We start from the raw sequence: 20,697 nt of genomic DNA on the forward strand, positions 1-20,697 counted from the left end.
GTCACTTCCATCAATACCCCCGCGAACCGCCCGTCCCCAGCCCCCGTGGGATGATGATCACGAAGTTGTGGGAGGCGGACGTATGACAGTGGTCCGGGCGGCGCTGCCGGATGACCTGGAGACCGTGGCCGCGATCGGCGCGCACTACGTGCTGAACACCGTGACGACGTTCGCGGAGACGCCGCAGACCGTCGCGGAATGGCGGCAGCGGCTCGACGACCTCGCGGAACGGGGCCTTCCGTTCCTGGTGGCCGAAGCGGAGGGGGAGGTCGCCGGGTACGCGTACGCGGGTCCGTGGCGCCCGAAACCGGCCTACCGCTACACCGTCGAGGACACGATCTACCTGGCCCCGGAGCACACCGGCAAGGGGCTCGGGACGGCGCTGCTCCGCGCACTGGTGGACGGGTCGGCGAAGGCGGGCATGCGGCAGATGATCGCGGTCATCGCCGACACCGGCGAGACCGGATCGCAGGCCCTGCACCGCCGCTTCGGGTTCGTGGAGGCGGGCCGGCTGGACGACGTCGGCTACAAGCACGGACGCTGGATCGCCACCACCCTGATGCAGCGCTCCCTCGGCGGCGCGGCGCCCGCCTAGCGGGGGCCTTCACGGCCCGGCCGGGCCGGGTTACCCTTCCCATGGCGTCCGTGCCGGTCGTTTGCGCCTCGACTTGGGAGGGTCCCGTCCGCGGGACGGTTCGGCTCTGACACCGGCTCCTCTGTGTCCCGCTTTACCGAGGAGTCGTCCCATGCAGTACAAGCACAAGCGGTGGTCGACGGCCGCCGCGGCGGCCGTCCTGTCGCTCGGCGCGCTGGTCGCGCTGTCCGCGCCGTCGTCCGCGCGATCCGCCCCGTCCACCACACCGCCGGCCGCGAGCGACAGCTGCCCGGTGAAGTCCAGGCCCGCCGGCAAGGTCCTTCAGGGCTACTGGGAGAACTGGGACGGATCGTCCAACGGCGTCCACCCGCCGTTCGGCTGGACGCCAATCGGCGACCCCGCGATCAAGCAGCACGGCTACAACGTGATCAACGCGGCGTTCCCCGTCATCCGCTCCGACGGCACCGTGCTGTGGGAGGACGGCATGGACTCGACCGTCAAGGTCGCCACGCCCGCCGAGATGTGCGCGGCGAAGGCGGCCGGCGCCACGATCCTCCTGTCGATCGGCGGCGCCGCCGCGGGCATCGACCTCGGCTCCAGCAGCGTCGCGGACCGGTTCGTCGCGACGGTCGTGCCGATCCTGAAGAAGTACAACTTCGACGGCATCGACATCGACATCGAGACGGGGCTGACCGGCGGCGGGAGCATCACCCAGCTCTCCACCTCGCAGGCCAACCTGGTCCGCATCATCGACGGCGTGCTCGCGCAGATGCCGTCCGGCTTCGGCCTCACCATGGCGCCGGAGACCGCGTACGTCACCGGCGGCAGCGTCACCTACGGCTCCATCTGGGGCGCCTACCTGCCGATCATCAAGAAGTACGCGGACGACGGCCGCCTCTGGTGGCTCAACATGCAGTACTACAATGGCAGCATGTACGGCTGCTCCGGCGACTCCTACTCCGCCGGGACGGTCGAGGGCTTCACCAAGCAGACCGAGTGCCTGAACAACGGCCTGACCGTGCAGGGCACGACCATCCGGGTGCCGTACGACAAGCAGGTTCCCGGGCTGCCCGCGCAGCCGGGCGCGGGCGGCGGCTACATGGCGCCGAGCCTGGTCGGCCAGGCCTGGAACCACTTCAACGGCGCCCTCAAGGGCCTGATGACCTGGTCCGTCAACTGGGACGGCTCGAAGGGCTGGACCTTCGGCGACAACGCCCGCGCCCTCCAGGGCCGCTGACGACCGGGACGGGCCCGGCGGCCGTCCGCCGGGCCCGTCGCGTCACTTCAGCAGGTCGCGCATCTTGGCGATCTCGGCCGACTGCGAGGTGATGATCCTCAGGGCCAGATCCTTGGCGCCGGCGTTCAGGCCCGACGCCCTCTCGTCCTTCGCCATCGCCACGGCGCCCTCGTGATGCTTGATCATCATCTGGAGGAACGCCCGGTCGAAGGCCTTGCCCTTGAGGGCCGTGAGCGAGGCCATGTCCTTCTCGCTCATGATGCCGGGCATGTCGTGGTGCATCCCGGACATCGCGGCGGGCGCGCCCCACGCCCCGAGCCAGCCGGTCATCTTCTGGATCTCCGGCGCCTGGGCCTTCTCGATGCCCGCGGCGAGCTTCTCGACCTGCGCCGACGAGGCGCGGGACGGCGCGAGCCGGGCCATCTCCACGGCCTGCCGGTGATGCGGGATCATCATCTGCGCGAACATGACGTCCTGGTCGTTGTGCGACCCCGGCGTCACCATGCCGGTGGCGGACCCGGACGCCGACAGCGACGGCTCGGAGCCGCCGTCGCCGGAGTCGCCGGAGTCGCCGCACGCCGCGAGGGCGAAGGCCAGGGCAGGGACGGCGACGAGCGCGATTGCGCGTTTCACTGGGTTGAGCCTTCCGTGTGCTGGGTTCTGTGAACGGTCGTCTGGCGCGCACGCCGAAGCGGCGCGCCGACGGCCTGTCACAGCCGAAGCACGCTCAACCGGTGGAGGGACGGGCCGGGCGGGGATCGTCCGCCGCGCGGCGCGGGCGTCCGGACGGCCCGACGCGCCGCCACGTCCACCCGCAGCAGCCGGAAGAGGCCGAACAGCAGTGCGCCGAGCAGGGAGAGCAGCAGCATTCCCAGGCACATCTGCCCGCTCGGGTGGTCCGGATGGTGGTCGCCCGGCGGGTCACCGACCACCACGTGGTGATGCATGGTGTCGGCGACGCTCGCCAGCGGGGCGGCGGACATCTCCATCGGACCGGGCGCCGCCTGGAGGCCGTGCATCGCCATCAGGCCGGAGAACAGCAGCAACAGGCACAGCGGCGTTCCGCGAGGGAAACGCCGCTGTGCCCGCCTCAGCCGTCTCACTGTCTCCAGGGCTCCGTCCGGTCCCATGGGTTCGCTCGAACCTCATGGTAGGCCGGGGTCAGGAGGGTGAGAACGCGTACAGCTTGTTGTTCTGAGCGCACTGGTAGGTGCCGTCGGAGCAGAGCCCGAACCAGTATCCGGAGCCCCAGTAGACGGTCCCCGCGACGACGGCCGCGCCGCCGATCACGGAACCGCCGCTGTTGTACCGCCACAGGACGTCCCCGTTGGCGGCGTTCAGCGCGAACATGGTGTCGGCCGCGCCGTTGATGCCGCCGGCGTAGACGACGCCGTTGGCGGCGCTGAGGAACCCGATGTCGAGGGTGCCGTAGGGGTCGCCGACCTGCCAGAGGATCTTGCCGGTGGCCGCGTCCAGCGCCGCCCACGAGCCGCCGTCGACGGTCGTCTTCGTCCCGTCGGCGCCGACGATGTCGTACTCCTCGTGCTCGGCGTTGCCGATGCCGACGTAGACGCGCCTGCCGTCGGTCGCCGAGCCCCATTCCATGCCGCCGAGGTCGCTGCCGGGCCCGACCTGGGTGTGCCAGATCTCCTTTCCGGTCGCCGGGTCCAGCGCCCAGTAGATGCCGCTCTTCTGGCCGACGCCGAGGATGCTGCGCAGGCGGCCGCCGTCGGCGACCTGGTACAGGTTCGGCGCGGACCCGAAGTCGAAGTCGGGGCCGCACGTCTCGCAGTCCTCCGTGCCGACGTCGGCGGTCAGCGTCTTGAACGACCAGCCGACGGCGCCGGTCCGCAGGTCGAGGGCGACGACCGCGTCGGTGTAGTTGTCGTCCGGGCCCTGCTGGCAGTCCTCTTCGCCCGGTCGCGTGCAGATCCCGTCGGGAACGGTGTAGTTGTTGCCGGTCGTGACGAACAGCCGCCCGGTGGTGTGGTCGACGACGAACGAGCTGCCCCACACCGAGTTGCCGGTGTAGCCCTCGGGCGCCATGTACCGCCGCCACCGGACCGCGCCGGTCGTCGCGTCCAGCGCCACGACGCTGCCGCGGAACCGCACCGGATGGTCGTCACCGAACTCGACGCGGCTCGCCGTCCCGACGTAGACGGTGTTGCCGTCCACCACGGGCGACGTCGTCACCATCGCGGCCGGGTCCGCGTCGATCAGCGTGCTCCAGCGCTTCGCGCCGGTCACCCGGTCGGCCGCCATGACGCGGGCGCCGCTGTCACCCGGCACGCTGGACACCCCGTCGCCGAAGACCAGCTCCGTCCCGGCGACGGCGGGGCTCGTCCGGGACACGTCCCCGGACACGCCGCTGTAGTAGGAGATCGGATGCTGCCAGCGGACGGCGCCGGTGAGCGCGTCCACCGCCGACAGGCCGCCGCCGTAGTCGGGGACGTAGACGGTGCCCAGCGACACCGTCGGGGTGGCGGACACGTTGCCGCCCAGGGTCGCGGTCCAGCGCGGCTTGAGCCGTCCCGCATTGCTGGGCGAGATGACCGTTTCGGTCGCGGCGTACCGGGTGTTGGACAGGTTCTGCCCCGCGGCCGTCCACCCGGGCACGTACGGGACGGTGCCGGACGGCGCGGCGGCCGAGGCGGCCGGCAGCGACAGGAGCGCGGCGGCGAGGACGCCGGCGGTCGCGAGGGCCGGCGCCTTCCCGCCGATTCGCATGCGGGCCATCGGTCATCCCTCCGCGATGTAGGCGTGCACGATGCCCATGACGTCGTTCTTCGCGGTGGGAGAGTCGTAGTAGCTGGTGACCGTCAGCCGGTCGCCGCGCCGGATCGTCGCGAGCGGGTCACCGGCGCAGGTGCCCATCCGCACGATCGTGCTCATTCCGCCCATCGTGTCGTAGGTGGCGGGCGAGTCGCAGACGAGCGCGCCGGTCGTGTCGTCGGCCGCCTTCACGTGGACGCCGCCGGCGTGCTGGTGGCCGTTGGCGAACACGATGCGCCCGCCGACCGTGGACGTCCAGCTCCAGGTGTGCGTGCTCGGCCCGGCCGGGACGCTGTAGTAGGAGGAGAGGCAGCCGCCCGCGTCCAGCCACAGCGACCGCACCGGAGTCGTCGCCCCCGCACCGGTAATGGTGTAGGTGATGGATATGTAGACCGTCTTCGGCGCCGATGAGTAATTCATCAGGTCGGTGAGCATGGCCCAGCGGTCATAGCTTTTCACCGGCACGCCGTAACCGTCGGGCATGTTCTTTTCCGTGCGCTCGTCGCCGGACGCCCATATCCGATCGGGAGACAGCGGGCAGACGGTGTCGTGCGCCGACAGGTTCGAGATGACGAAGTGGTGCAGCATCGGGCCGCTGTTCATGTCGGCGGTGCTGCCGTCGGCGTACACCAGGTCCGGCTTCTCGCCGACGATGTCGCAGTTCGCGCAGGGCTTCGGTGCCGCCGACACCACGTTCGGCAGCTCGCCGGGACGGTCCATGGTGCCGGCCGGGATCGTCCACGGGCCGTACTTGACCGTCACCGTCTGCGTGGCGGGCGCGGCCGCCGGCTTCTTCGCCGCGGCATTGGCGGCGTTCCCCGTGCATGCGAGGGCCAGCGCGAAGGCGGCCAGCACAAAGATCATTGAGCGGAATCTTCGGCGCACTGCGATCACCCCATTCTGGGCTCGACGCGAATTGAATCCGAAATCGCGTGCGGCCCGAAGGTACGGCCGCCGCGGCGTCCCGCCATCGGCGAAACCACCGGCCGCCCGCCGTTGCCCCGGCGACCAACGGGTGGATCGCGCGGGGTTGCGGGTGCACACTGCGGTCATGGCGGAACCGCGCTACCTCCTGGGGCCCGGCGGGCTGCGGGTCGAGGCCGTCCGGCTGGGCGAGGCGGACATGGCGTTCGTCCGGGCGCAGCACCGGGACGCGGCGCCCGGGCAGGCGTGGTTCCTGCTCACCCGGGACGGGAGCCTGGTCGCCTACTGCCGCGACATCGAGGAGGTCGCCGAGCACGTCGACCTCGTCGACCTGCAAGGCCCCGGCGACGCCGCGGAAGACGCCGGATGACCTGGCAGTTCCCCGCGAGTTGAGCAATGCCGAGTTTGATCGACGCGCATTCGGCAATCGCAGTCCCCGTGAAAGCGGAGAGCACGGAAAAGGGCGTCGTCGACACGAAGATCCCGGCGCGGCTGGACCGGCTGCCCTGGGCGCGCTGGCACTGGATGATCGTCATCGGGCTCGGCACCGTCTGGATCCTGGACGGCCTCGAGGTCACCATCGTCGGCAACCTCGCCCCGCAGCTCGCGAAGCCGGGCAGCGGCGTGGACATCACCTCCGGCCAGGTGTCGGGGTTCGGCGCCGCGATCTACGTGACCGGCGCGTGCCTCGGCGCGCTGTTCTTCGGCTGGCTGACCGACCGGTTCGGCCGCAAGAAGCTCTTCATGATCACGCTGGTGGTGTACCTGGCGGGCACCGCGCTGACCGCCCTGTCGTGGACGGCGTGGTGGTTCTTCCTGTGCCGGTTCATCACCGGGTTCGGCATCGGCGGCGAGTACGCGGCGATCAACTCCGCCATCGACGAACTGATCCCGAGCAAGCACCGCGGCCGGATCGACATCGTCATCAACGGCAGCTACTGGCTCGGCGCCGGCGCCGGCGCGCTGCTCACCATCCCGATCCTCGGCCAGTTCCCCGTGGACGTCGGCTGGCGGCTGGCGTTCGCGCTCGGGGTCGTGCTCGGACTGGTGGTGCTGCTCGTCCGGCGGCACGTCCCGGAGAGCCCGCGCTGGCTGATCATCCACGGCCGGACGCGGCAGGCCGAGAAGCTGGTCGGCGACGTCGAGGAGACCGTCGAGGACGAGAGCGGCGACCGGCTGCCCGAGCCCGGCCGCTCCATCCGCATCCACCAGCGCCGCAGCCTGGGCTTCGCGCTGATCGCCCGGTCGCTGTGGAAGCAGTACCCGAAGCGGGCGGTCCTCGGGTTCGCGCTGTTCATCGGGCAGGCGTTCCTCTACAACGCGATCACGTTCGGGTTCGCGGACATCCTCAACACGTTCTTCCACATCGACACCGACACCGGGTACTACTACGCGGTCATCGCGGCCGGGAACTTCCTCGGCCCGCTGCTGCTCGCGCCGCTGTTCGACAGCTGGGGCCGCAAGCCGATGATCAGCGGGACGTACCTGCTGTCCGGCGTGCTGCTGATCGGCACCGCGGTCCTGTTCGACCAGGGGCAGCTGACCGCCACCACGCTGACGGCCTGCTGGTGCGTGGTGCTGTTCTTCGCCTCCGCCGGGGCCAGCTCGGCGTACCTGACCGTCAGCGAGGTCTTCCCGATGGAGACCCGGGCCCTCGCCATCGCGTTCTTCTACGCGATCGGCACGGCGGCCGGCGGCATCTCCGGGCCGCTCGTCTTCGCCAAGCTCACCGCGACCGGCGTGCCCCGCGACACCGCGATCGCCTTCGTCATCGGCGCCGTCCTGATGATCGCGGCCGGGCTGGTCGAGGCGGTCATCGGCGTCAAGGCCGAACGCAAGGGCCTGGAGGACATCGCCCAGCCGCTCACCGCCCGGTAATTCCCCGATCTTTTTTCCGCGGGGATGTCGAGGACCGGTCCGCGGCACCGACCAGACGGGTGAGAGGCGCCGCCGGGGCGCCCGGCATCGAGGGAGAACCCATGAGCAACGTCACCTGCGACCTCGGGGTGTCGCTGGACGGTTTCGTCGCCGGCCCGAACCAGAGCCTGGAGAACCCGATCGGCGAGGGCGGCGAGCAGCGGCTGCACCGCTGGATGTTCGAGCAGCCGGAGGCCAACGCCAAGGAGCTGGAGGCCATCACGGCCGCGGGCGCCTTCATCATGGGCCGCAACATGTTCACCCCGGGACGCGGCGACTGGGACCTGGACTGGACCGGCTGGTGGGGCGACGAGCCCCCGTACCGCGCGCCGGTGTTCGTCCTCACCCACCACCCGCGCGAGCCCGTCGAGATGCGGGGCGGCACGACGTTCCACTTCGTCACCGACGGCATCGAGTCCGCGCTGGCCCGGGCCCGCGAGGCCGCGGGCGACGCCGGCGTCGCGATCGCGGGCGGCGCCGCCACCGTGAACCAGTACCTGGCCGCCGGCCTGATCGACGAGCTGCGCCTGCACATCGCCCCGACCGTCCTCGGCGCGGGCGAGCGGCTGTTCGCGGGCCTCGCCGGCCTGGACCTGCGCCCCGCCGGCGCGTCGTCCAACGAGCTCGTCACCCACCTGACCTACCGGCGGCCCTGACCGGACGCCCTGGCACGCGCGGCGGAGCCTGCGCGCCCGACCCCACGGCCCGGGGCGATCGATACCCGGATGTAGTGTCCCTGGCACGCAGCTACGGCTTCAGGTTTACGGAGGGTGCCGTGGAGTACGCCGAGTACCGCGCCCGCGACGCGGTCGGGCTGGCCGCGCTCGTCAGTGCCGGCGAGACGACCCCGGCCGAGCTCCTGGACGCCGCGATCGCGCGCGCCGAGGCCGTGAACCCGGAGATCAACGCCATCGTCGCGCCGATGCACGACCAGGCGCGGGCCCGCGCCGCCGAGCCGCCGTCCGGGCCGTTCGGCGGCGTCCCGTTCCTGATCAAGGACCTGTCCCAGGACTACGCGGGGCTGCCCACCGGCAGCGGCAACCGGGCGCTGCGCGATGTCGCCGCCGCCGAGCACGCCGAGGTGGTCCGCCGCTGGCTGGACGCGGGCCTGGTGATCTTCGGCAAGACCAACACCCCCGAGTTCGGCGCCAAGGCCATCACCGAACCCGAGGCCGGCGGCCCGACCCGCAACCCGTGGGACCTCGCCCGCACGCCCGGCGGCTCGTCCGGCGGGTCGGCCGCCGCGGTCGCCGCCGGGATCGTCCCGGTCGCCGGGGCCAACGACGGCGGCGGCTCGATCCGCATCCCGGCGGCCTGCTGCGGGCTGTTCGGCCTCAAACCCGGCCGGGGCCTGGTCCCCGCCGGACCGCTCTACGCCGAGCACCTGCACGGCGCGGCCGTCGACGGCGTCGTCTCGCGGACGGTCCGCGACAGCGCCGCGATGCTCGACGTGCTCACCGCGTCCGCCGACCCCGGCGGCCCGTACCTGCCCGCCAAGCCCGGCCTGCCCTACGCCGAGCTGGCGCGGCGGGCGCCCGAGCGGCTGCGCATCGGCTTCTCCACCGCCTCCCCGCTCGGCACCGACGTCCACCCGCAGGCCGTCGCCGCCGTCGAGGACGCGGCCGGGCTGCTGGAGTCCCTGGGCCACGACGTCGAACCCGCGCGGACCGGCATCGACGAGCGCCGCCTCGCCTTCGACTTCCTCGCGATGTGGTCGACGCAGCTCGCCTACACGGTCGACGAGATCCGCCGCGCCACCGGCGCCTCCCGCAGCGCCTTCGAACTGGACACCCACCTCGTCGCCGCGGCCGGACGCGTCCAGTCGGCCCCCGCCTATTTCGCGGCCCACGAGCGCTGGAACACCTACAACCGCGGGCTCGCGGAATTCCACTCGCGCTACGACCTCCTGCTCACCCCCACGCTCGCGAGACCGCCGGTCCACATCGGCGAACTCGACACGCCCGCCCCGCTGCGCGCCATCGGAAAGACCGCCCTCGCCCTCGGCCTGGCCGGCCTGCTGACCCGGACGAGGCAATGGCGGGAAGCCGTCATCGCCAATCTCGCGCCGGTCCCCTACACGCAGCTCGCCAACATCACCGGACGTCCGGCGATGAGCGTCCCCACCTACCGCACGCCCGACGGCCTGCCCCTCGGCGTCCAGTTCGTCGGCCCGCTCGGCGGCGAAGGCGTCCTGCTCGCCCTCGCCGCCCAGCTCGAAGCCGAACGCCCCTGGTCCGCCCTCGAACCACCCCTCTGACCCGCACCGGCGTGGCCGCCGTCACGCCGGCCGCCGTCACGCCGGCCGCGCCGGACGGTTTCGCCGCGCATCGAAAAAGGCCAGGTCAGCGTCTGGGCAAGTGCGTTCGCCCGGCGATTCCCGGGGTACGGGCGGGCCGAAAAGGAAGGAATCGGGCAACCGGTACCGAACTCCGTGAGGGAAGGACGTTCGCCATGTCCCGAACGAACCGGTGGAACACCATCCAGGCCCGGCAGAGCCGCCGCGGGCCGCGGACGGCGATCCCCCTGGCCGTACTGGCGGTCGCGGCCGCCGGATGCGGCGGCTCGGGCGCCGCCGCGCACCGTCCCGCCGTACCGGTGGCGGCCTCGTCCACACCGAGCACGACCGGCGCGGGCGGAACGATCGCGACCGCGAAGACGGGGAACCTGGGGCAGATCCTGGTCGACGGCCAAGGCCGCACGGTGTACCTGTTCGAGAAGGACACGGGCGGCAAGTCGTCCTGCTCCGGGGCCTGCGCCGCGGTGTGGCCGCCGGTCACCACCACGGCGAAGCCGCACGCCGGCTCCCAGGCGAAGGCGTCGATGCTCGGCACCACCAGCCGGAGCGACGGGACGACGCAGGTCACCTACGGCGGGCACCCGCTGTACTACTACGCCCCCGACGGCAGTGCGAAGGGCAGCGCCAAGGGGCAGGGGGTCAACGGGTTCGGTGCCGAGTGGTTCGTGGTGTCCTCGGCCGGCACGAAGGTCGAGAAGGGTGGTTCGTGATCCGCAGCGCCTGCGGTGGCCCGCCGCCGCGGCGGCGGGCCTGCTGACCGCCGGCTGCGCGTTCGCGACGAACTCGCAGGACCCCGGCCGCCAGCGGGTCGGCTCGGCCGCGGTGCCGAAGCTCGGACGGGTCCTGGTCGACGGCCAGGGGCGCACGCTGTACCTGTTCGCCTCCGACCCGCCGAACCGGTCCAGCTGCTTCGGCGCGTGCGCCAGCATCTGGCCGCCGGTCACCACCCAGGGACGGCCGGGGACGTCCGGCGGAACGCAGGCGCGCATGCTGACCACGATCGCCCGGCCCGACGGGCCCCGCCAGCTCGTCTACGCCGGGCACCCGCTGTACTACTACCAGGCCGACACCGGACGCGGCGACGCCGAGGGCCAGGGCATCACCCAGTTCGGCGCGCCGTGGTTCGCCCTCACCCCCCAGGGACAGATCCAGACCACGGGGAGTGCACATGGTGGCCGCCAACCCTGATCTCGCCGCGACGCGCCCGCTCGCACCGGCCGTCCTGCGCGGCCTGGCCGCGCTCCTGCTGTTCGGCGTCGGCGCGGTGCACCTCTACGAGTACTTCGCCGACTACTACCGCGTCGTCCCGATCATCGGCGACCTGTTCGCGGCGAACTTCGCGAGCGCGGTGGTGCTCGGTCTCGCCCTGATCGCGCCGCTGGGGTCGCTGCCGCTCGTCCGGTCCCTGCCGCTGCTCGGCAGGGCGCCGCACGCGCTCGTCGCGCTCGGCGGCATCGTCTTCCTGCTCGGCACGATCATCGGCCTGATCCTCAGCGAGCAGGGCACGCTGTTCGGCTTCCACGAGTACGGCTACCGGGCCACCGTGTGGCTCGCGCTCGCCCTCGAAGCGGCCGCCGCCGTCGTCCTCGCCGCCTACCTGGCCCTGGAAGCCCGCCGGATGCGACCGTCGGGGACGCATCATTGACGTTCGTTCGCGGACGTGCGCGCCGCGGCGGAGCCGTGCCGGTGCCGCGGGCCGAGCTCGCGGAGCATGTCCAGCGCCTCCGTCCCGCCGGGCGGCGGGGTGAAGACGCGCAGCCGCTGGTCCGCCGCGGGCGTCGCCAGCACCTCGCAGTCGAAGTCGAGCCGGCCCAGCTCGGGGTGGACGATCCGGTACGGGTGCGACCTGCGCACCGCGACCTCGTGCCGGTCCCAGAGCGCCGCGAACTCGGCGCTGGCCGCGCGGAGCCGCGCGACCAGCGCGCGCGAGGCCTCGTCGTCGCCGCGGCGGGCCACCGCGGCGCGCAGGTCCGCGACCAGCTGCCGGGCCTGCTCCGCGCGGTCCTCGGCCGGGAAATGGCTCCGCACGTCCGGCTCGGTGAACCAGCGCAGCACGATGTTGCGGTCCTCCGGCGCCACCGTGCACACGCACCCGAACAGCGCCAGCGCCATGTCGTTCTGCGCCAGCAGGTCGCCGAGATCGCCCACCACCTGGACCGGAACGCTGTCCAGCCGGTCGAGGAGGTACAGCAGGCTCGGCCGCAGGTACTCCCCGGCCCGCGCCCCCTCCGGCGGATGGTGCCCGGCGAGCAGGTACAGGTGGTCCCGCTCGTCGATGGTCAGCCGCAGCGCCCGCGTCAGCGCCGCCAGCATCTGGACGGACGGCTGGGAGCTCCTGGCCTGTTCGAGCCGCATGTAGTAGTCGGCCGACATCCCGGCGAGCGCCGCGACCTCCTCGCGGCGCAGTCCCGGCGTCCGCCGCCTCGGCCCCTCGACGAGCCCGACGTCCCGCGGAGCCAGGCGTTCCCGGGAGCGGCGAAGGAAATCGGCCAGGTCATCGCGGTGCATCCCCATATCGGTAGTCGTATCACCCTCGGCCGGACGTATCCCCGGACCCGCGGTCCTAGGGAAACCGCTCCGCTCCTCAACCCTGCGGGAAGGCGGCATGGTCGAGGTGCGTCCAGCGGAAGAGGAAGAGCGGTGATCACGCGATGAAGGCGGTGCGGTTCCACGAGTACGGCGGGATCGATGTCCTGCGGGTCGAGGAGGTGGAGCGCCCGGTGCCCGGACCCGGGCAGGCGCTGGTCGAGGTCCGCGCGGCCGGGATCCAGCCCGGCGAGACCCATATCCGCTCCGGCGAGCTGCACGAGCGGTGGCCGGCGACGTTCCCCTCCGGGCAGGGCAGCGACCTGGCCGGCGTCGTGGTGGAGATCGGCGCGCGGGCGCGCGGCGTCGCGGTGGGCGACGAGGTCATCGGCTTCACCCACCGCAGGGCCAGCCACGCGGAGTTCGTCGCGGTCGACGACGTGAACCTGACCCGGCGTCCCGAGGGACTCCCCTGGGACGTGGCCGGATCCCTGTACGTGGCCGGCACGACCGCCTACGCCACCGTCTTCGCGGTCGACCCCGGACCGGGCGACACCGTCGTCGTGTCCGGAGCGGCGGGCGGCGTCGGGTCCCTCGCCGTCCAGCTCGTACGGCGGCGCGGCGCCACGGTGATCGGGCTCGCGAGCAAGCCGAACCACGCCTGGCTGACCGACCACGGCGTCGTCCCGGTCGAGTACGGGGACGGTGCGGCCGAACGGATCCGGCAGGCCTGCGGCGGGAAGGTCGACGCGTTCATCGACACGTTCGGCGACGGCTACGTGGAGCTGGCGGTGGAGTTGGGCGTGCGGCCCGAACGGATCAACACGATCCGGGACTGGGAGGCCGCGGCCAAGGTCGGTGCGCGGGCCTACGGAGAGGGCGCGGCGGCCAGCGCGGTCGTCCTCGGCGAGCTGGCCCGGCTGGCCGCGCGCGGGGAACTCGAGGTCCCGATCGCCCGCGCCTACCCGCTGGAGCAGGTCCGGGACGCCTTCCGCGAGCTGGAACGCCGCCACACCCACGGCAAGATCGTCCTCCGCCCCTAACCGGCCCCCACCGCCGCTGCCGGCCTGCACAGGGAGCGCGAGCGGGTGACCGCCGGGCCTGCGCCGTTCAGCTTCGGGCCGCGCCGACGGTCCGTTCCATGAACGCCTCGATCCGGCCGTCGCTCACCGCCGTCGCCCACAGTTCCACGGTGGTCGCCTCGGTGACGCGGTCGAGCCGCTCGGTGATCTCCTGGCGGAACTGCGCCTTGGTGTAGCGGAAGGCGTCGGCCGGGATGCCGGCGGCCATCCTGTCGGCGGTGGCCGCGGCCCGGTCCAGCAGGACGTCCGGCTCGGCCAGCTCGTCGACCAGGCCCAGGGACAGGGCCGCCTCGGGCGGGTGGTTGGCGCCGTCGAGGATCACCTGACGGGCGGCGACCGGCCCCAGCGCGAACCGCATGATCTCCAGCGCGGGGTACGGGAACGGTACTCCGACCCGCAGTTCGGGGACCCCGATCGTGCCGGTCCCCGCCGCCATGACGCGGTGGTCGCAGGCCGCCGCGAGCACGCAGCCGCCGGCGATCGCGTGCCCGTTGACCGCGGCGACCACCGGTTTGCCGAGGTCGAACAGGGCGCGGAAGGCGCCGTTGAGCGCGGGCAGGAACTCCGCGACGTACCGGGCGCCGCCCTCCACGACGCGCCTGAGGTCCACGCCCGCCGAGAACGCCCGCCCGGCTCCGGTCAGCACCACGGCGCGGACGGGCCCCCGCGGGTCGTCCAGGTCGCGCATCGCCTGCTCGACCGCCTGGCACAGCTCCAGATCCAGGGCGTTGACCTTGCCGTGGGCGAGCCGCACGACCCCGATTCCGTCCACCACATCAATCTCGATCATCGAGTTCCCTCCCTCCCGCGATTATGTGATCGACGGCCGGAAGAATCTGCCGAACCCTCCAGGAACGCCGAACACAAGCCGGTTCGCTAGCGTTCCGGCAGCGTTGGGTGGGGTGGTGTGGGCGCGATGTCGACCATGCTGCTGGTGATCGCGAATCGTTCGTGGTCTCGCCAGGCTCCATCGATGTACAGCAGTTCAGGCGAGCAGCCCTCATGCCGGAAGCCGGCTCGCCGGGCCAGTTTGATGGACGCGTGGTTCTCGGGCTGTATCTGGGCTTCGAGCCGGTGAAGCCGCAACTGCTCGAAGGCATAGCGCACGACGAGCGCGAGCCCTTCGGTCATGTAGCCCTGGCCGGCGGTGGGCGCGAAGGCGGCATAGGCGATGGACGCGGATTGGAAGCGTCCGCGAATGATGCTGTTGATGTTGACCACGCCGGCGATGGCTCCGCTGTCGCGCACGCAGATCAGCACCGATTCCTCGTTGGGCTGCGCGTACCGCGTCACGTAGGCCCGGTACTGCTCTGGTGTGGACGGCAGGGCCATCCACGGGTGGTGCAGTTCCGTACTCGCGCTCACCAGGTCGAGGAACTCCTTCTCGTCACGGCGGGCGAGACGGCGCAGGGTCACCCGGGCGGAGGCGTTCGGTGGGTCGTCTCGGAAGGCTTCGATCGCCGCATCATTCACGAACGGAACCGTACCGGGCGTGACGGCGGGACGACCATTACAGAACGGCGGGGCTTCGGCGTTCGAGCAGGACGACGTCGCGCCACCGGCCGTGCAGGCGGCCGAGCCGTTCCCGGGTGCCCACGGTGCGGAACCCGGCTCTGGCATGCAGGCGCAGGCTCGGGACGTTCTCGGGGAAGATGCCGGTCTGGACGGTCCAGATGTCGTCGAGCTCGGTGGCGGCAATGAAGACTTCGAGCAGGGCGGTGCCGATGCCTTGGCCGCGGGCGTCGGGGCTGATGTAGATGCTGTGCTCCACCACCCCGGCGTAGCAGCAGCGATCGGAAACGGGGCTGGCAGCGATCCAGCCGAGAACGTTGCTGCTCGCGTCCGCAGCGGGGTCGGTCGCGACGAAGCGGTGTCGGTCGAGCTTGGCAGCGTCGAACTCCTGCCAGGTCGGGGCGGTGGTCTCGAAGCTGGCATTGCCGGTGTCCAGGCCGTGCTGGTAGATCGTCAGCACCTGGTCGGCGTCGTGGCGTTCCATGGCCCGGACGGCGACACCGGCGGACTGGTGGCGCGGCATGGCGTTCATCCGGCTAACCGGCGGGCTTGGCGGCCTGGACGATGGCGGCGCGCAGCCCGTCGCCGGTGTAAGCGGTGATGGTGATGCCGGTGAACCCGGCGGTGTGCAGCTCGCGGCGGTACTCCTCGGCGGTGAGGGTGGAGGCGGCGCAGCCGATGCGCTGCTCCGCGGCGCCGCATTCGTCGGGGTCGGCGATGATGTCGCTGACGCCGAACCGGCCGCCGGGCCGCAGGACGCGGAAGGCTTCGGCGAGGACGCGGGCCTTGTCGGCGGCGAGGTTGATGACGCAGTTGGAGATGACCACGTCCACGCTCGCGGCGGGGAGCGGGATGTCATCGATGTGGCCGTGCAGGAAGCGGACGTTTTCGGCTCCGGACTCGGCGGCGTTGGCGCGGGCGAGGGTGAGCATGTCGTCGCTGGCGTCCAGGCCGTAGGCGATCCCGGTGGGGCCGACGCGGCGGGCCGACAGCAGCACGTCCAGGCCGCCGCCCGACCCGAGGTCGAGCACGGTTTCGCCGGGACGCAGCTCGGCGACGGCGAGCGGGTTGCCGCATCCCAAGCTCGCACGCAGGGCGGCCTGGGGGGCCTCGTCCTCGGCCTGGTAGGCGGCGGCGCCGAAGCAGGAGTCACCGCACTGGCCTTCGTCCTCCGGGGTGTCGCCGGCAAGGGCGGCTCGGGCGAGACCGGAGTAGCGGGCAACGATGGCGTCCGTGGCGTGGGGGTCGGGCATCAGTCGTCTCCTTCGGGCGGGCAGGTCGGCGCGACCGGCGCGGGACGTCCCATGACCAGGTCGGCGGCGGTGGGGAAGCACTCCACGCAGGCGGTGTTGATCCGGTAGAAGCGGGACGTGCCGTGCTGGTCGACCAGGACGAACCGGACCTCGGCCAGCACCTTGAGGTGCGCGGAGACGGTCGACTGCCCGACGTGGACGGCGTCGACGATCTCCCCGACGCTCATCGGCCGCCCCTGCCGGGCGAGCAGGGACACGACCTGGACGCGCGTCGGATCGGCCAGGGCCTTGAACCAGGACGCGTACTCGGCGGCGGTGGGCCGATCGAGCGGCCCTTTCTCCTCATTCATCGTTAATCGACGATAGACGATGGAGCGCCACTACGGAAGAGCAGCGACTGATGCTTGGACTTGTCAGGCGTCGCCGGGCAGGAGTTCGGCGAGCAGGACGCGAACGCGGGCGTCGATCTCGTCGCGGATGGGACGGATCTGCTCGACCGGCCGACCGGCGGGGTCGGGAAGCCGCCAGTCCAGGTACCGCTTGCCGGGGAACACAGGGCAGGCGTCGCCGCATCCCATCGTGATGACCACGTCGGCGGCCTGGACGGCTTCACCGGTCAACGGCTTGGGGAACTCCTTGGACAGGTCGAGCCCCAGTTCGGCCATCACCTCGACGACGGCGGGGTTGACGGTGCCGGCGGGCGCGGACCCGGCCGAGCGGACGCGGACCCGTCCGGCGGCGTGGTGGTCGAGCAGGGCGGCGGCCATCTGGGAGCGTCCGGCGTTGTGGACGCAGACGAACAGCACCTCGGGGGCCTGGCTCACGGGGTCTCCTGCGGGGTGAGGCGGCGGCGGAGCGCCAGCGAGACGTACACCAGGCCCACCAGCACGGGGACCTCGATGAGGGGGCCGACGACTCCGGCGAGCGCCTGGCCGGAGGTGACGCCGAACGTGGCGACCGCCACCGCGATGGCGAGTTCGAAGTTGTTGCCCGCCGCGGTGAACGCCAAGGTCGCGGTGCGGGGGTAGCCGAGCCCGGCGGCGCGTCCGAGCGCGAACGCTCCGGCCCACATGACCGCGAAGTAGACCAGCAGCGGCAGCGCGATCCGGGCGACGTCCCACGGCCGGGAAGTGATCGCGTCGCCCTGGAGGGCGAACAGGACGACGATGGTGAACAGCAGCCCGTACAGCGCGGCCGGGCCGACGCGCGGCAGGAACCGCTCCTCGTACCACGCGCGGCCGCGTGCGCGCTCGCCGAGACGGCGCGACAGGTACCCGGCCACCAGCGGGATGCCGAGGAAGATCAGCACGCTGCGGGCGATGTCCCAGGCCGACACGTCGAGGCGGGCCTGGTCGAGGCCGAGCCATCCGGGCAGGACGCGCAGGTAGAACCAGCCGAGCCCGGCGAACGCGATCACCTGGAACACCGAGTTGAGCGCGACCAGGACGGCGGCGGCCTCGCGGTCCCCGCACGCCAGGTCGTTCCAGATGATCACCATCGCGATGCAGCGGGCCAGCCCGACGATGATCAGCCCGGTGCGGTACTCCGGCAGGTCGGGCAGGAAGATCCACGCCAGCGCGAACATCACCGCCGGCCCGATCACCCAGTTCGCCACCAGCGACGGGACCAGCAGGCGCCGGTCCCCGGTCACGGCGCCGAGCCGGTCGTAGCGGACCTTGGCCAGCACCGGGTACATCATGACGAGCAGGCCGAGCGCGATCGGCAGCGATATCCCGTCGACCTGCACCGACTCCAACGCATCGTCCAGGCCGGGGACGGCGCGTCCGGCCAGCAGGCCGAGCAGCATGGCCGCACCGATCCACACCGGCAGGAACCGGTCCAGCACCGACAGCCTGGCCGCCACCGCGTCCGCGGACCGGGCACCGGCGTCCGCGGGCCGGGCGCCGCCGGGCGCGGTACGGACGTCCGGTCCGGTGCCGGTCACGAAACGGCCGCGGTGACGCGCGGACCCAGGATCGCCGACAGCCGTTCCAGGACGCCCGGGTTGAGCCAGTAGTAGACCCACGTCCCGCGCCGCTCGGAGTCGATCAACCCGGCCTGCTTGAGCACCTTCAGGTGATGGCTGATCGTCGGCGCCGTGAGGTCGAACGCGGCGGTCAGGTCGCACACGCACGCCTCGCCGCCCTCATGGCAGGCGATCAGCGACAGCAGCCGCAACCGGACGGGGTCGGCGATCGCCTTGAACAGCGGCGCGAGCTCACCCGCCTCGATCTCGCTCAACGGCTCGCAGACCAGGGGAGCGCAGCACGCTCCCCCGCCGTCGACGGAGCTCACGATCGGCAACTGCTGCTTAGACATAGCTCTAATTTGACATCCATCGATGCAGAGATGCAAACTCGGGCCATCGGCTACTTAGACGGGCATCTAAGCAGCCTCCACCGAGGCACCGCCCCTGACACGAGGAGGAACCCCATGTCCCGCGTCCAGCTCGCACTGCGCGTGTCCGACCTGGAAGGCTCGATCGCCTTCTACTCCAAGCTGTTCGGCACCGAGCCCGCCAAGCTCCGGCCGGGCTATGCCAACTTCGCCATCACCGAGCCGCCGCTCAAGCTCGTCCTGATCGAGGGCGAGGACGGCGAGCCGACCCGCATGGACCACCTCGGCGTCGAGGTCGAGGACTCCGGGCTCGTCACCGACGCGACCAGGCGCCTGGCCGGCGCCGGGCTCGCCACCCTGGAGGAGAACGACACCTCCTGCTGCTACGCGCTGCAGGACAAGGTCTGGGTCCACGGCCCCGGCGGCGAGCCGTGGGAGGTCTACACGGTCAAGGACGACGCCGACACCCTCGGCAAGAGCGCCGCCGCCTCCGCGGACGGCGACGCCTGCTGCGGCACCTCGGCATGCTGCACCCCGTCGTGATCACATGGCTGGAAAAGGATTGGACGGATGGCGCGCGGGCTTGTAACTTGCGGGTGCCCGTGACGCCGCCCGAGGAGGTGAGACCCATGAACGCTGTATCGACGTGGGTGCTCCCTCTTCCGTCACGGCCGGGCGATTGACGTAGGTGTCGCCGGGAGCGCCTCACCAACAAGGCACTCCCGAAAGGCACCACCATGCACTCTCCGCAATTCACCACCGAGGCGTCGTCGAACGATACGGCCGCCGATCGCGCGCCCCTCATGTACGACGTGATCATCGCCGGGTGCGGGCCGACCGGTGCGATGCTGGCCGCCGAGCTGCGGCTGCACGATGTGCGGGTACTCGTCCTGGAGAAGGAAACGGAGCCCGCGTCCTTCGTCCGCATCGTCGGCCTGCACATTCGCAGCCTCGAGCTGATGGCGATGCGCGGACTGCTGGACCGCATTCGCGAACACGGAAGGCAGCGTCCGGCCGCCGGGTTCTTCGCCGCCATCAGCAAACCCGCGCCCAAGGGCCTGGATTCCGCACACGCCTATCTGCTGGGCATCCCGCAGCCGGTCATCGTCCGTCTCCTCGAAGAACATGCGGTCGAACTGGGCGCGCAGGTCCGGCGCGGTAGTGCGGTGGCCGGCTTCGACCAGGACGACGAGGGTGTGACCGTCGAGCTGGCCGACGGCGAACAGCTGCGTTCGCGCTACCTCGTCGGCTGTGACGGCGGGCGCAGTACGGTGCGCAAACTGCTCGGCGTCGGCTTCCCCGGCGAGCCCTCGCGGACCGAGACGCTGATGGGCGAGATGGAAGTAGGTGTGCCGCAGGAGGAGATCGCCGCCAAGGTCTCCGAAATCCAGCAGACCAACAAGCAGTTCTGGCTCCGGCCCTTCGGCCAAGGGTCATACAGCGTCGTCGTCCCCGCCGCGGGAGTCGGCGATCGCGCGGAACCGCCGACCCTCGAGGATTTCCAACAACAGCTGCGCACCATCGCCGGAACCGATTTCGGCGTGCACTCCCCGCGCTGGATGTCCCGCTTCGGGGACGCCACCCGCCTGGCCGAACGCTACCGGATCGGGCGGGTGCTGCTGGCCGGCGACGCGGCGCACATCCATCCGCCCACCGGCGGGCAGGGCCTCAACCTGGGCGTTCAGGACGCATTCAACCTCGGCTGGAAACTGGCCGCACAGGTCCGCGGCTGGGCCCCGGAAACGCTGCTGGACACCTACCATGCCGAACGCCATCCGGTCGCCGAGGAGGTGCTGGACAACACCCGCGCCCAGATGGAACTGCACTCCCCCGAACCGGGCCCGCAGGCCGTGCGCAGGCTGCTCACCGAGTTGATGGACTTCGACGAGGTGAACCGCCATCTGATCGAGAAGATCGCCGCGATCGGCATCCGCTACGACTTCGGCGAAGGCCCCGACCTGCTCGGCCGCCGCCTGCGCGACCTCGACCTGAAACAGGGCCGCCTCTACGACCTGCTGCATAGCGGCCGCGGCCTGCTGCTGGACCGCACCGAACGCCTGACCGCCGGCGGCTGGTCGGACCGGGTCGACTACCTCGCGGATCCCACTGCGGACCTGGACCTCCCATGCGTCCTGCTACGCCCCGACGGCCACGTCGCCTGGATAGGCGACGATCAGCAGGACCTGGACGACCACCTCTCCCGCTGGTTCGGCGCCCCCGCCAACTGATCTCGCCGGCGCGACCAA

Annotated in this window: 25 protein-coding genes; 12 read left to right on the forward strand and 13 right to left on the reverse strand. The window is 71.6% G+C overall.

Annotated features, from left to right (window positions below):
* The first annotated feature begins 82 nt into the window (after nt 1–82).
* Together ACA514_RS26740 and ACA514_RS26745 are read left to right on the forward strand one after the other, a co-directional pair.
* Entirely contained in the window at nt 83–595 is a 513-nt protein-coding gene (locus ACA514_RS26740) for a GNAT family N-acetyltransferase (RefSeq protein ID WP_375043981.1), read from the forward strand.
* Nucleotides 596–746: 151 nt separating this feature from the next.
* The gene (locus ACA514_RS26745) at nt 747–1,832 is read left to right on the forward strand and encodes a chitinase (protein WP_375043982.1); all 1,086 of its coding nucleotides are present in this window, start codon (nt 747–749) and stop codon (nt 1,830–1,832) included.
* Nucleotides 1,833–1,874: 42 nt separating this feature from the next.
* Here ACA514_RS26745 and ACA514_RS26750 read toward each other — a convergent pair whose 3' ends face one another.
* The 4 genes from ACA514_RS26750 to ACA514_RS26765 all read right to left on the reverse strand — a co-directional run bounded on the left by ACA514_RS26750 (nt 1,875) and on the right by ACA514_RS26765 (nt 5,468).
* Nucleotides 1,875–2,465 (reverse strand): DUF305 domain-containing protein, encoded by a 591-nt coding sequence (locus ACA514_RS26750; RefSeq protein ID WP_375043983.1) that lies wholly within the window; start codon nt 2,463–2,465, stop codon nt 1,875–1,877.
* A gap of 77 nt (nt 2,466–2,542) precedes the next feature.
* Nucleotides 2,543–2,935 (reverse strand): DUF6153 family protein, encoded by a 393-nt coding sequence (locus tag ACA514_RS26755; RefSeq protein ID WP_375043984.1) that lies wholly within the window; start codon nt 2,933–2,935, stop codon nt 2,543–2,545.
* Between the two features lie 58 nt (nt 2,936–2,993).
* Nucleotides 2,994–4,568, reverse strand: a complete 1,575-nt coding sequence (locus ACA514_RS26760; protein ID WP_375043985.1) for a PQQ-binding-like beta-propeller repeat protein — start codon at nt 4,566–4,568, stop codon at nt 2,994–2,996.
* A 3-nt stretch (nt 4,569–4,571) separates the two neighbouring features.
* Complete coding sequence (locus ACA514_RS26765) at nt 4,572–5,468, reverse strand: hypothetical protein (protein ID WP_375043986.1); 897 nt, start codon at nt 5,466–5,468, stop codon at nt 4,572–4,574.
* 187 nt (nt 5,469–5,655) lie between these two features.
* Here ACA514_RS26765 and ACA514_RS26770 point away from each other — a divergent pair, with 187 nt between their 5' ends.
* From ACA514_RS26770 to ACA514_RS26800, 7 genes are all read left to right on the forward strand, one after another.
* On the forward strand, nt 5,656–5,898 hold the full coding sequence (locus ACA514_RS26770) for a hypothetical protein (protein WP_375043987.1): 243 nt from the start codon (nt 5,656–5,658) through the stop codon (nt 5,896–5,898).
* 68 nt (nt 5,899–5,966) lie between these two features.
* Nucleotides 5,967–7,406, forward strand: a complete 1,440-nt coding sequence (locus tag ACA514_RS26775; RefSeq protein ID WP_375043988.1) for an MFS transporter — start codon at nt 5,967–5,969, stop codon at nt 7,404–7,406.
* A 101-nt stretch (nt 7,407–7,507) separates the two neighbouring features.
* Nucleotides 7,508–8,101 carry a dihydrofolate reductase family protein gene (locus ACA514_RS26780; protein ID WP_375043989.1) on the forward strand — a complete coding sequence of 198 codons (594 nt, stop codon included), beginning with the start codon at nt 7,508–7,510 and terminating at the stop codon, nt 8,099–8,101.
* A 119-nt stretch (nt 8,102–8,220) separates the two neighbouring features.
* On the forward strand, nt 8,221–9,702 hold the full coding sequence (locus tag ACA514_RS26785; protein ID WP_375043990.1) for an amidase: 1,482 nt from the start codon (nt 8,221–8,223) through the stop codon (nt 9,700–9,702).
* Between the two features lie 194 nt (nt 9,703–9,896).
* Nucleotides 9,897–10,451, forward strand: coding sequence for a hypothetical protein (locus ACA514_RS26790; protein ID WP_375043991.1), 555 nt, complete (start codon nt 9,897–9,899; stop codon nt 10,449–10,451).
* Nucleotides 10,441–10,929 (forward strand): hypothetical protein, encoded by a 489-nt coding sequence (locus ACA514_RS26795; protein ID WP_375043992.1) that lies wholly within the window; start codon nt 10,441–10,443, stop codon nt 10,927–10,929. Before ACA514_RS26790 ends, ACA514_RS26795 begins: the two co-directional genes overlap by 11 nt.
* The gene (locus tag ACA514_RS26800; RefSeq protein ID WP_375043993.1) at nt 10,910–11,386 is read left to right on the forward strand and encodes a hypothetical protein; all 477 of its coding nucleotides are present in this window, start codon (nt 10,910–10,912) and stop codon (nt 11,384–11,386) included. Before ACA514_RS26795 ends, ACA514_RS26800 begins: the two co-directional genes overlap by 20 nt.
* On the opposite strand, the gene ACA514_RS26805 is transcribed toward ACA514_RS26800, so the two are convergent.
* The gene (locus tag ACA514_RS26805; protein WP_375043994.1) at nt 11,380–12,249 is read right to left on the reverse strand and encodes a helix-turn-helix domain-containing protein; all 870 of its coding nucleotides are present in this window, start codon (nt 12,247–12,249) and stop codon (nt 11,380–11,382) included. The two genes, ACA514_RS26800 and ACA514_RS26805, sit on opposite strands and share 7 nt — an antisense overlap.
* Before the next feature lie 143 nt (nt 12,250–12,392).
* On the opposite strand from ACA514_RS26805, the gene ACA514_RS26810 reads away from it, so the two are divergent.
* Nucleotides 12,393–13,310 (forward strand): NADP-dependent oxidoreductase, encoded by a 918-nt coding sequence (locus ACA514_RS26810; RefSeq protein ID WP_375043995.1) that lies wholly within the window; start codon nt 12,393–12,395, stop codon nt 13,308–13,310.
* A 67-nt stretch (nt 13,311–13,377) separates the two neighbouring features.
* Here the strand turns inward: ACA514_RS26810 and ACA514_RS26815 are convergent, their stop codons facing one another.
* The 8 genes from ACA514_RS26815 to ACA514_RS26850 form a co-directional block, all read right to left on the reverse strand.
* Nucleotides 13,378–14,139, reverse strand: coding sequence for an enoyl-CoA hydratase/isomerase family protein (locus ACA514_RS26815; RefSeq protein ID WP_375043996.1), 762 nt, complete (start codon nt 14,137–14,139; stop codon nt 13,378–13,380).
* 86 nt (nt 14,140–14,225) lie between these two features.
* On the reverse strand, nt 14,226–14,822 hold the full coding sequence (locus ACA514_RS26820) for a GNAT family N-acetyltransferase (protein WP_375043997.1): 597 nt from the start codon (nt 14,820–14,822) through the stop codon (nt 14,226–14,228).
* Nucleotides 14,823–14,859: 37 nt separating this feature from the next.
* Nucleotides 14,860–15,393 carry a GNAT family N-acetyltransferase gene (locus ACA514_RS26825; protein WP_375043998.1) on the reverse strand — a complete coding sequence of 178 codons (534 nt, stop codon included), beginning with the start codon at nt 15,391–15,393 and terminating at the stop codon, nt 14,860–14,862.
* 4 nt (nt 15,394–15,397) lie between these two features.
* Nucleotides 15,398–16,114 (reverse strand): methyltransferase domain-containing protein, encoded by a 717-nt coding sequence (locus ACA514_RS26830; protein ID WP_375043999.1) that lies wholly within the window; start codon nt 16,112–16,114, stop codon nt 15,398–15,400.
* Nucleotides 16,114–16,464 carry an ArsR/SmtB family transcription factor gene (locus ACA514_RS26835; RefSeq protein ID WP_375044000.1) on the reverse strand — a complete coding sequence of 117 codons (351 nt, stop codon included), beginning with the start codon at nt 16,462–16,464 and terminating at the stop codon, nt 16,114–16,116. The genes ACA514_RS26830 and ACA514_RS26835 overlap by 1 nt, the downstream gene beginning before the upstream one ends.
* 63 nt (nt 16,465–16,527) lie before the next feature.
* Nucleotides 16,528–16,938, reverse strand: coding sequence for an arsenate reductase ArsC (locus ACA514_RS26840; protein ID WP_375044001.1), 411 nt, complete (start codon nt 16,936–16,938; stop codon nt 16,528–16,530).
* Nucleotides 16,935–17,921 carry an ACR3 family arsenite efflux transporter gene (gene arsB / locus ACA514_RS26845; protein WP_375044029.1) on the reverse strand — a complete coding sequence of 329 codons (987 nt, stop codon included), beginning with the start codon at nt 17,919–17,921 and terminating at the stop codon, nt 16,935–16,937. The genes ACA514_RS26840 and arsB overlap by 4 nt, the downstream gene beginning before the upstream one ends.
* Before the next feature lie 134 nt (nt 17,922–18,055).
* A complete protein-coding gene (locus ACA514_RS26850; protein ID WP_375044002.1) occupies nt 18,056–18,433 on the reverse strand; it encodes an ArsR/SmtB family transcription factor in 378 nt (125 codons plus the stop codon).
* Between the two features lie 114 nt (nt 18,434–18,547).
* Between ACA514_RS26850 and ACA514_RS26855 the strand changes: the two genes are divergently transcribed.
* A complete protein-coding gene (locus tag ACA514_RS26855; protein WP_375044003.1) occupies nt 18,548–18,994 on the forward strand; it encodes an ArsI/CadI family heavy metal resistance metalloenzyme in 447 nt (148 codons plus the stop codon).
* A 260-nt stretch (nt 18,995–19,254) separates the two neighbouring features.
* Nucleotides 19,255–20,679: a rifampin monooxygenase gene (gene rox / locus ACA514_RS26860; RefSeq protein ID WP_375044030.1), complete on the forward strand. Its 1,425-nt coding sequence runs from the start codon at nt 19,255–19,257 to the stop codon at nt 20,677–20,679.
* The last annotated feature ends 18 nt before the right edge of the window (nt 20,680–20,697 follow it).

Source organism: Actinomadura sp. NTSP31 (assembly GCF_041951385.1).
GTDB classification, from domain to species: Bacteria; Actinomycetota; Actinomycetes; order Streptosporangiales; family Streptosporangiaceae; genus Spirillospora; species Spirillospora napierensis.

What these genes read in the sequence shown, in the direction of transcription:
- ACA514_RS26780 (WP_375043989.1), top strand. Translation starts at nt 7,508, where the DNA reads ATGAGCAACGTCACCTGCGACCTCGGGGTGTCGCTGGACGGTTTCGTC.
- ACA514_RS26740 (WP_375043981.1), top strand. Translation starts at nt 83, where the DNA reads ATGACAGTGGTCCGGGCGGCGCTGCCGGATGACCTGGAGACCGTGGCC.
- ACA514_RS26850 (WP_375044002.1), bottom strand. Translation starts at nt 18,433, where the DNA reads ATGTCTAAGCAGCAGTTGCCGATCGTGAGCTCCGTCGACGGCGGGGGA.
- ACA514_RS26855 (WP_375044003.1), top strand. Translation starts at nt 18,548, where the DNA reads ATGTCCCGCGTCCAGCTCGCACTGCGCGTGTCCGACCTGGAAGGCTCG.
- ACA514_RS26825 (WP_375043998.1), bottom strand. Translation starts at nt 15,393, where the DNA reads ATGAACGCCATGCCGCGCCACCAGTCCGCCGGTGTCGCCGTCCGGGCC.
- ACA514_RS26805 (WP_375043994.1), bottom strand. Translation starts at nt 12,249, where the DNA reads ATGCACCGCGATGACCTGGCCGATTTCCTTCGCCGCTCCCGGGAACGC.
- arsB (WP_375044029.1), bottom strand. Translation starts at nt 17,921, where the DNA reads ATGCTGCTCGGCCTGCTGGCCGGACGCGCCGTCCCCGGCCTGGACGAT.
- ACA514_RS26800 (WP_375043993.1), top strand. Translation starts at nt 10,910, where the DNA reads ATGGTGGCCGCCAACCCTGATCTCGCCGCGACGCGCCCGCTCGCACCG.
- ACA514_RS26830 (WP_375043999.1), bottom strand. Translation starts at nt 16,114, where the DNA reads ATGCCCGACCCCCACGCCACGGACGCCATCGTTGCCCGCTACTCCGGT.
- rox (WP_375044030.1), top strand. Translation starts at nt 19,255, where the DNA reads ATGTACGACGTGATCATCGCCGGGTGCGGGCCGACCGGTGCGATGCTG.
- ACA514_RS26815 (WP_375043996.1), bottom strand. Translation starts at nt 14,139, where the DNA reads ATGATCGAGATTGATGTGGTGGACGGAATCGGGGTCGTGCGGCTCGCC.
- ACA514_RS26760 (WP_375043985.1), bottom strand. Translation starts at nt 4,568, where the DNA reads ATGGCCCGCATGCGAATCGGCGGGAAGGCGCCGGCCCTCGCGACCGCC.
- ACA514_RS26835 (WP_375044000.1), bottom strand. Translation starts at nt 16,464, where the DNA reads ATGAATGAGGAGAAAGGGCCGCTCGATCGGCCCACCGCCGCCGAGTAC.
- ACA514_RS26770 (WP_375043987.1), top strand. Translation starts at nt 5,656, where the DNA reads ATGGCGGAACCGCGCTACCTCCTGGGGCCCGGCGGGCTGCGGGTCGAG.
- ACA514_RS26745 (WP_375043982.1), top strand. Translation starts at nt 747, where the DNA reads ATGCAGTACAAGCACAAGCGGTGGTCGACGGCCGCCGCGGCGGCCGTC.
- ACA514_RS26810 (WP_375043995.1), top strand. Translation starts at nt 12,393, where the DNA reads ATGAAGGCGGTGCGGTTCCACGAGTACGGCGGGATCGATGTCCTGCGG.
- ACA514_RS26790 (WP_375043991.1), top strand. Translation starts at nt 9,897, where the DNA reads ATGTCCCGAACGAACCGGTGGAACACCATCCAGGCCCGGCAGAGCCGC.
- ACA514_RS26765 (WP_375043986.1), bottom strand. Translation starts at nt 5,468, where the DNA reads ATGATCTTTGTGCTGGCCGCCTTCGCGCTGGCCCTCGCATGCACGGGG.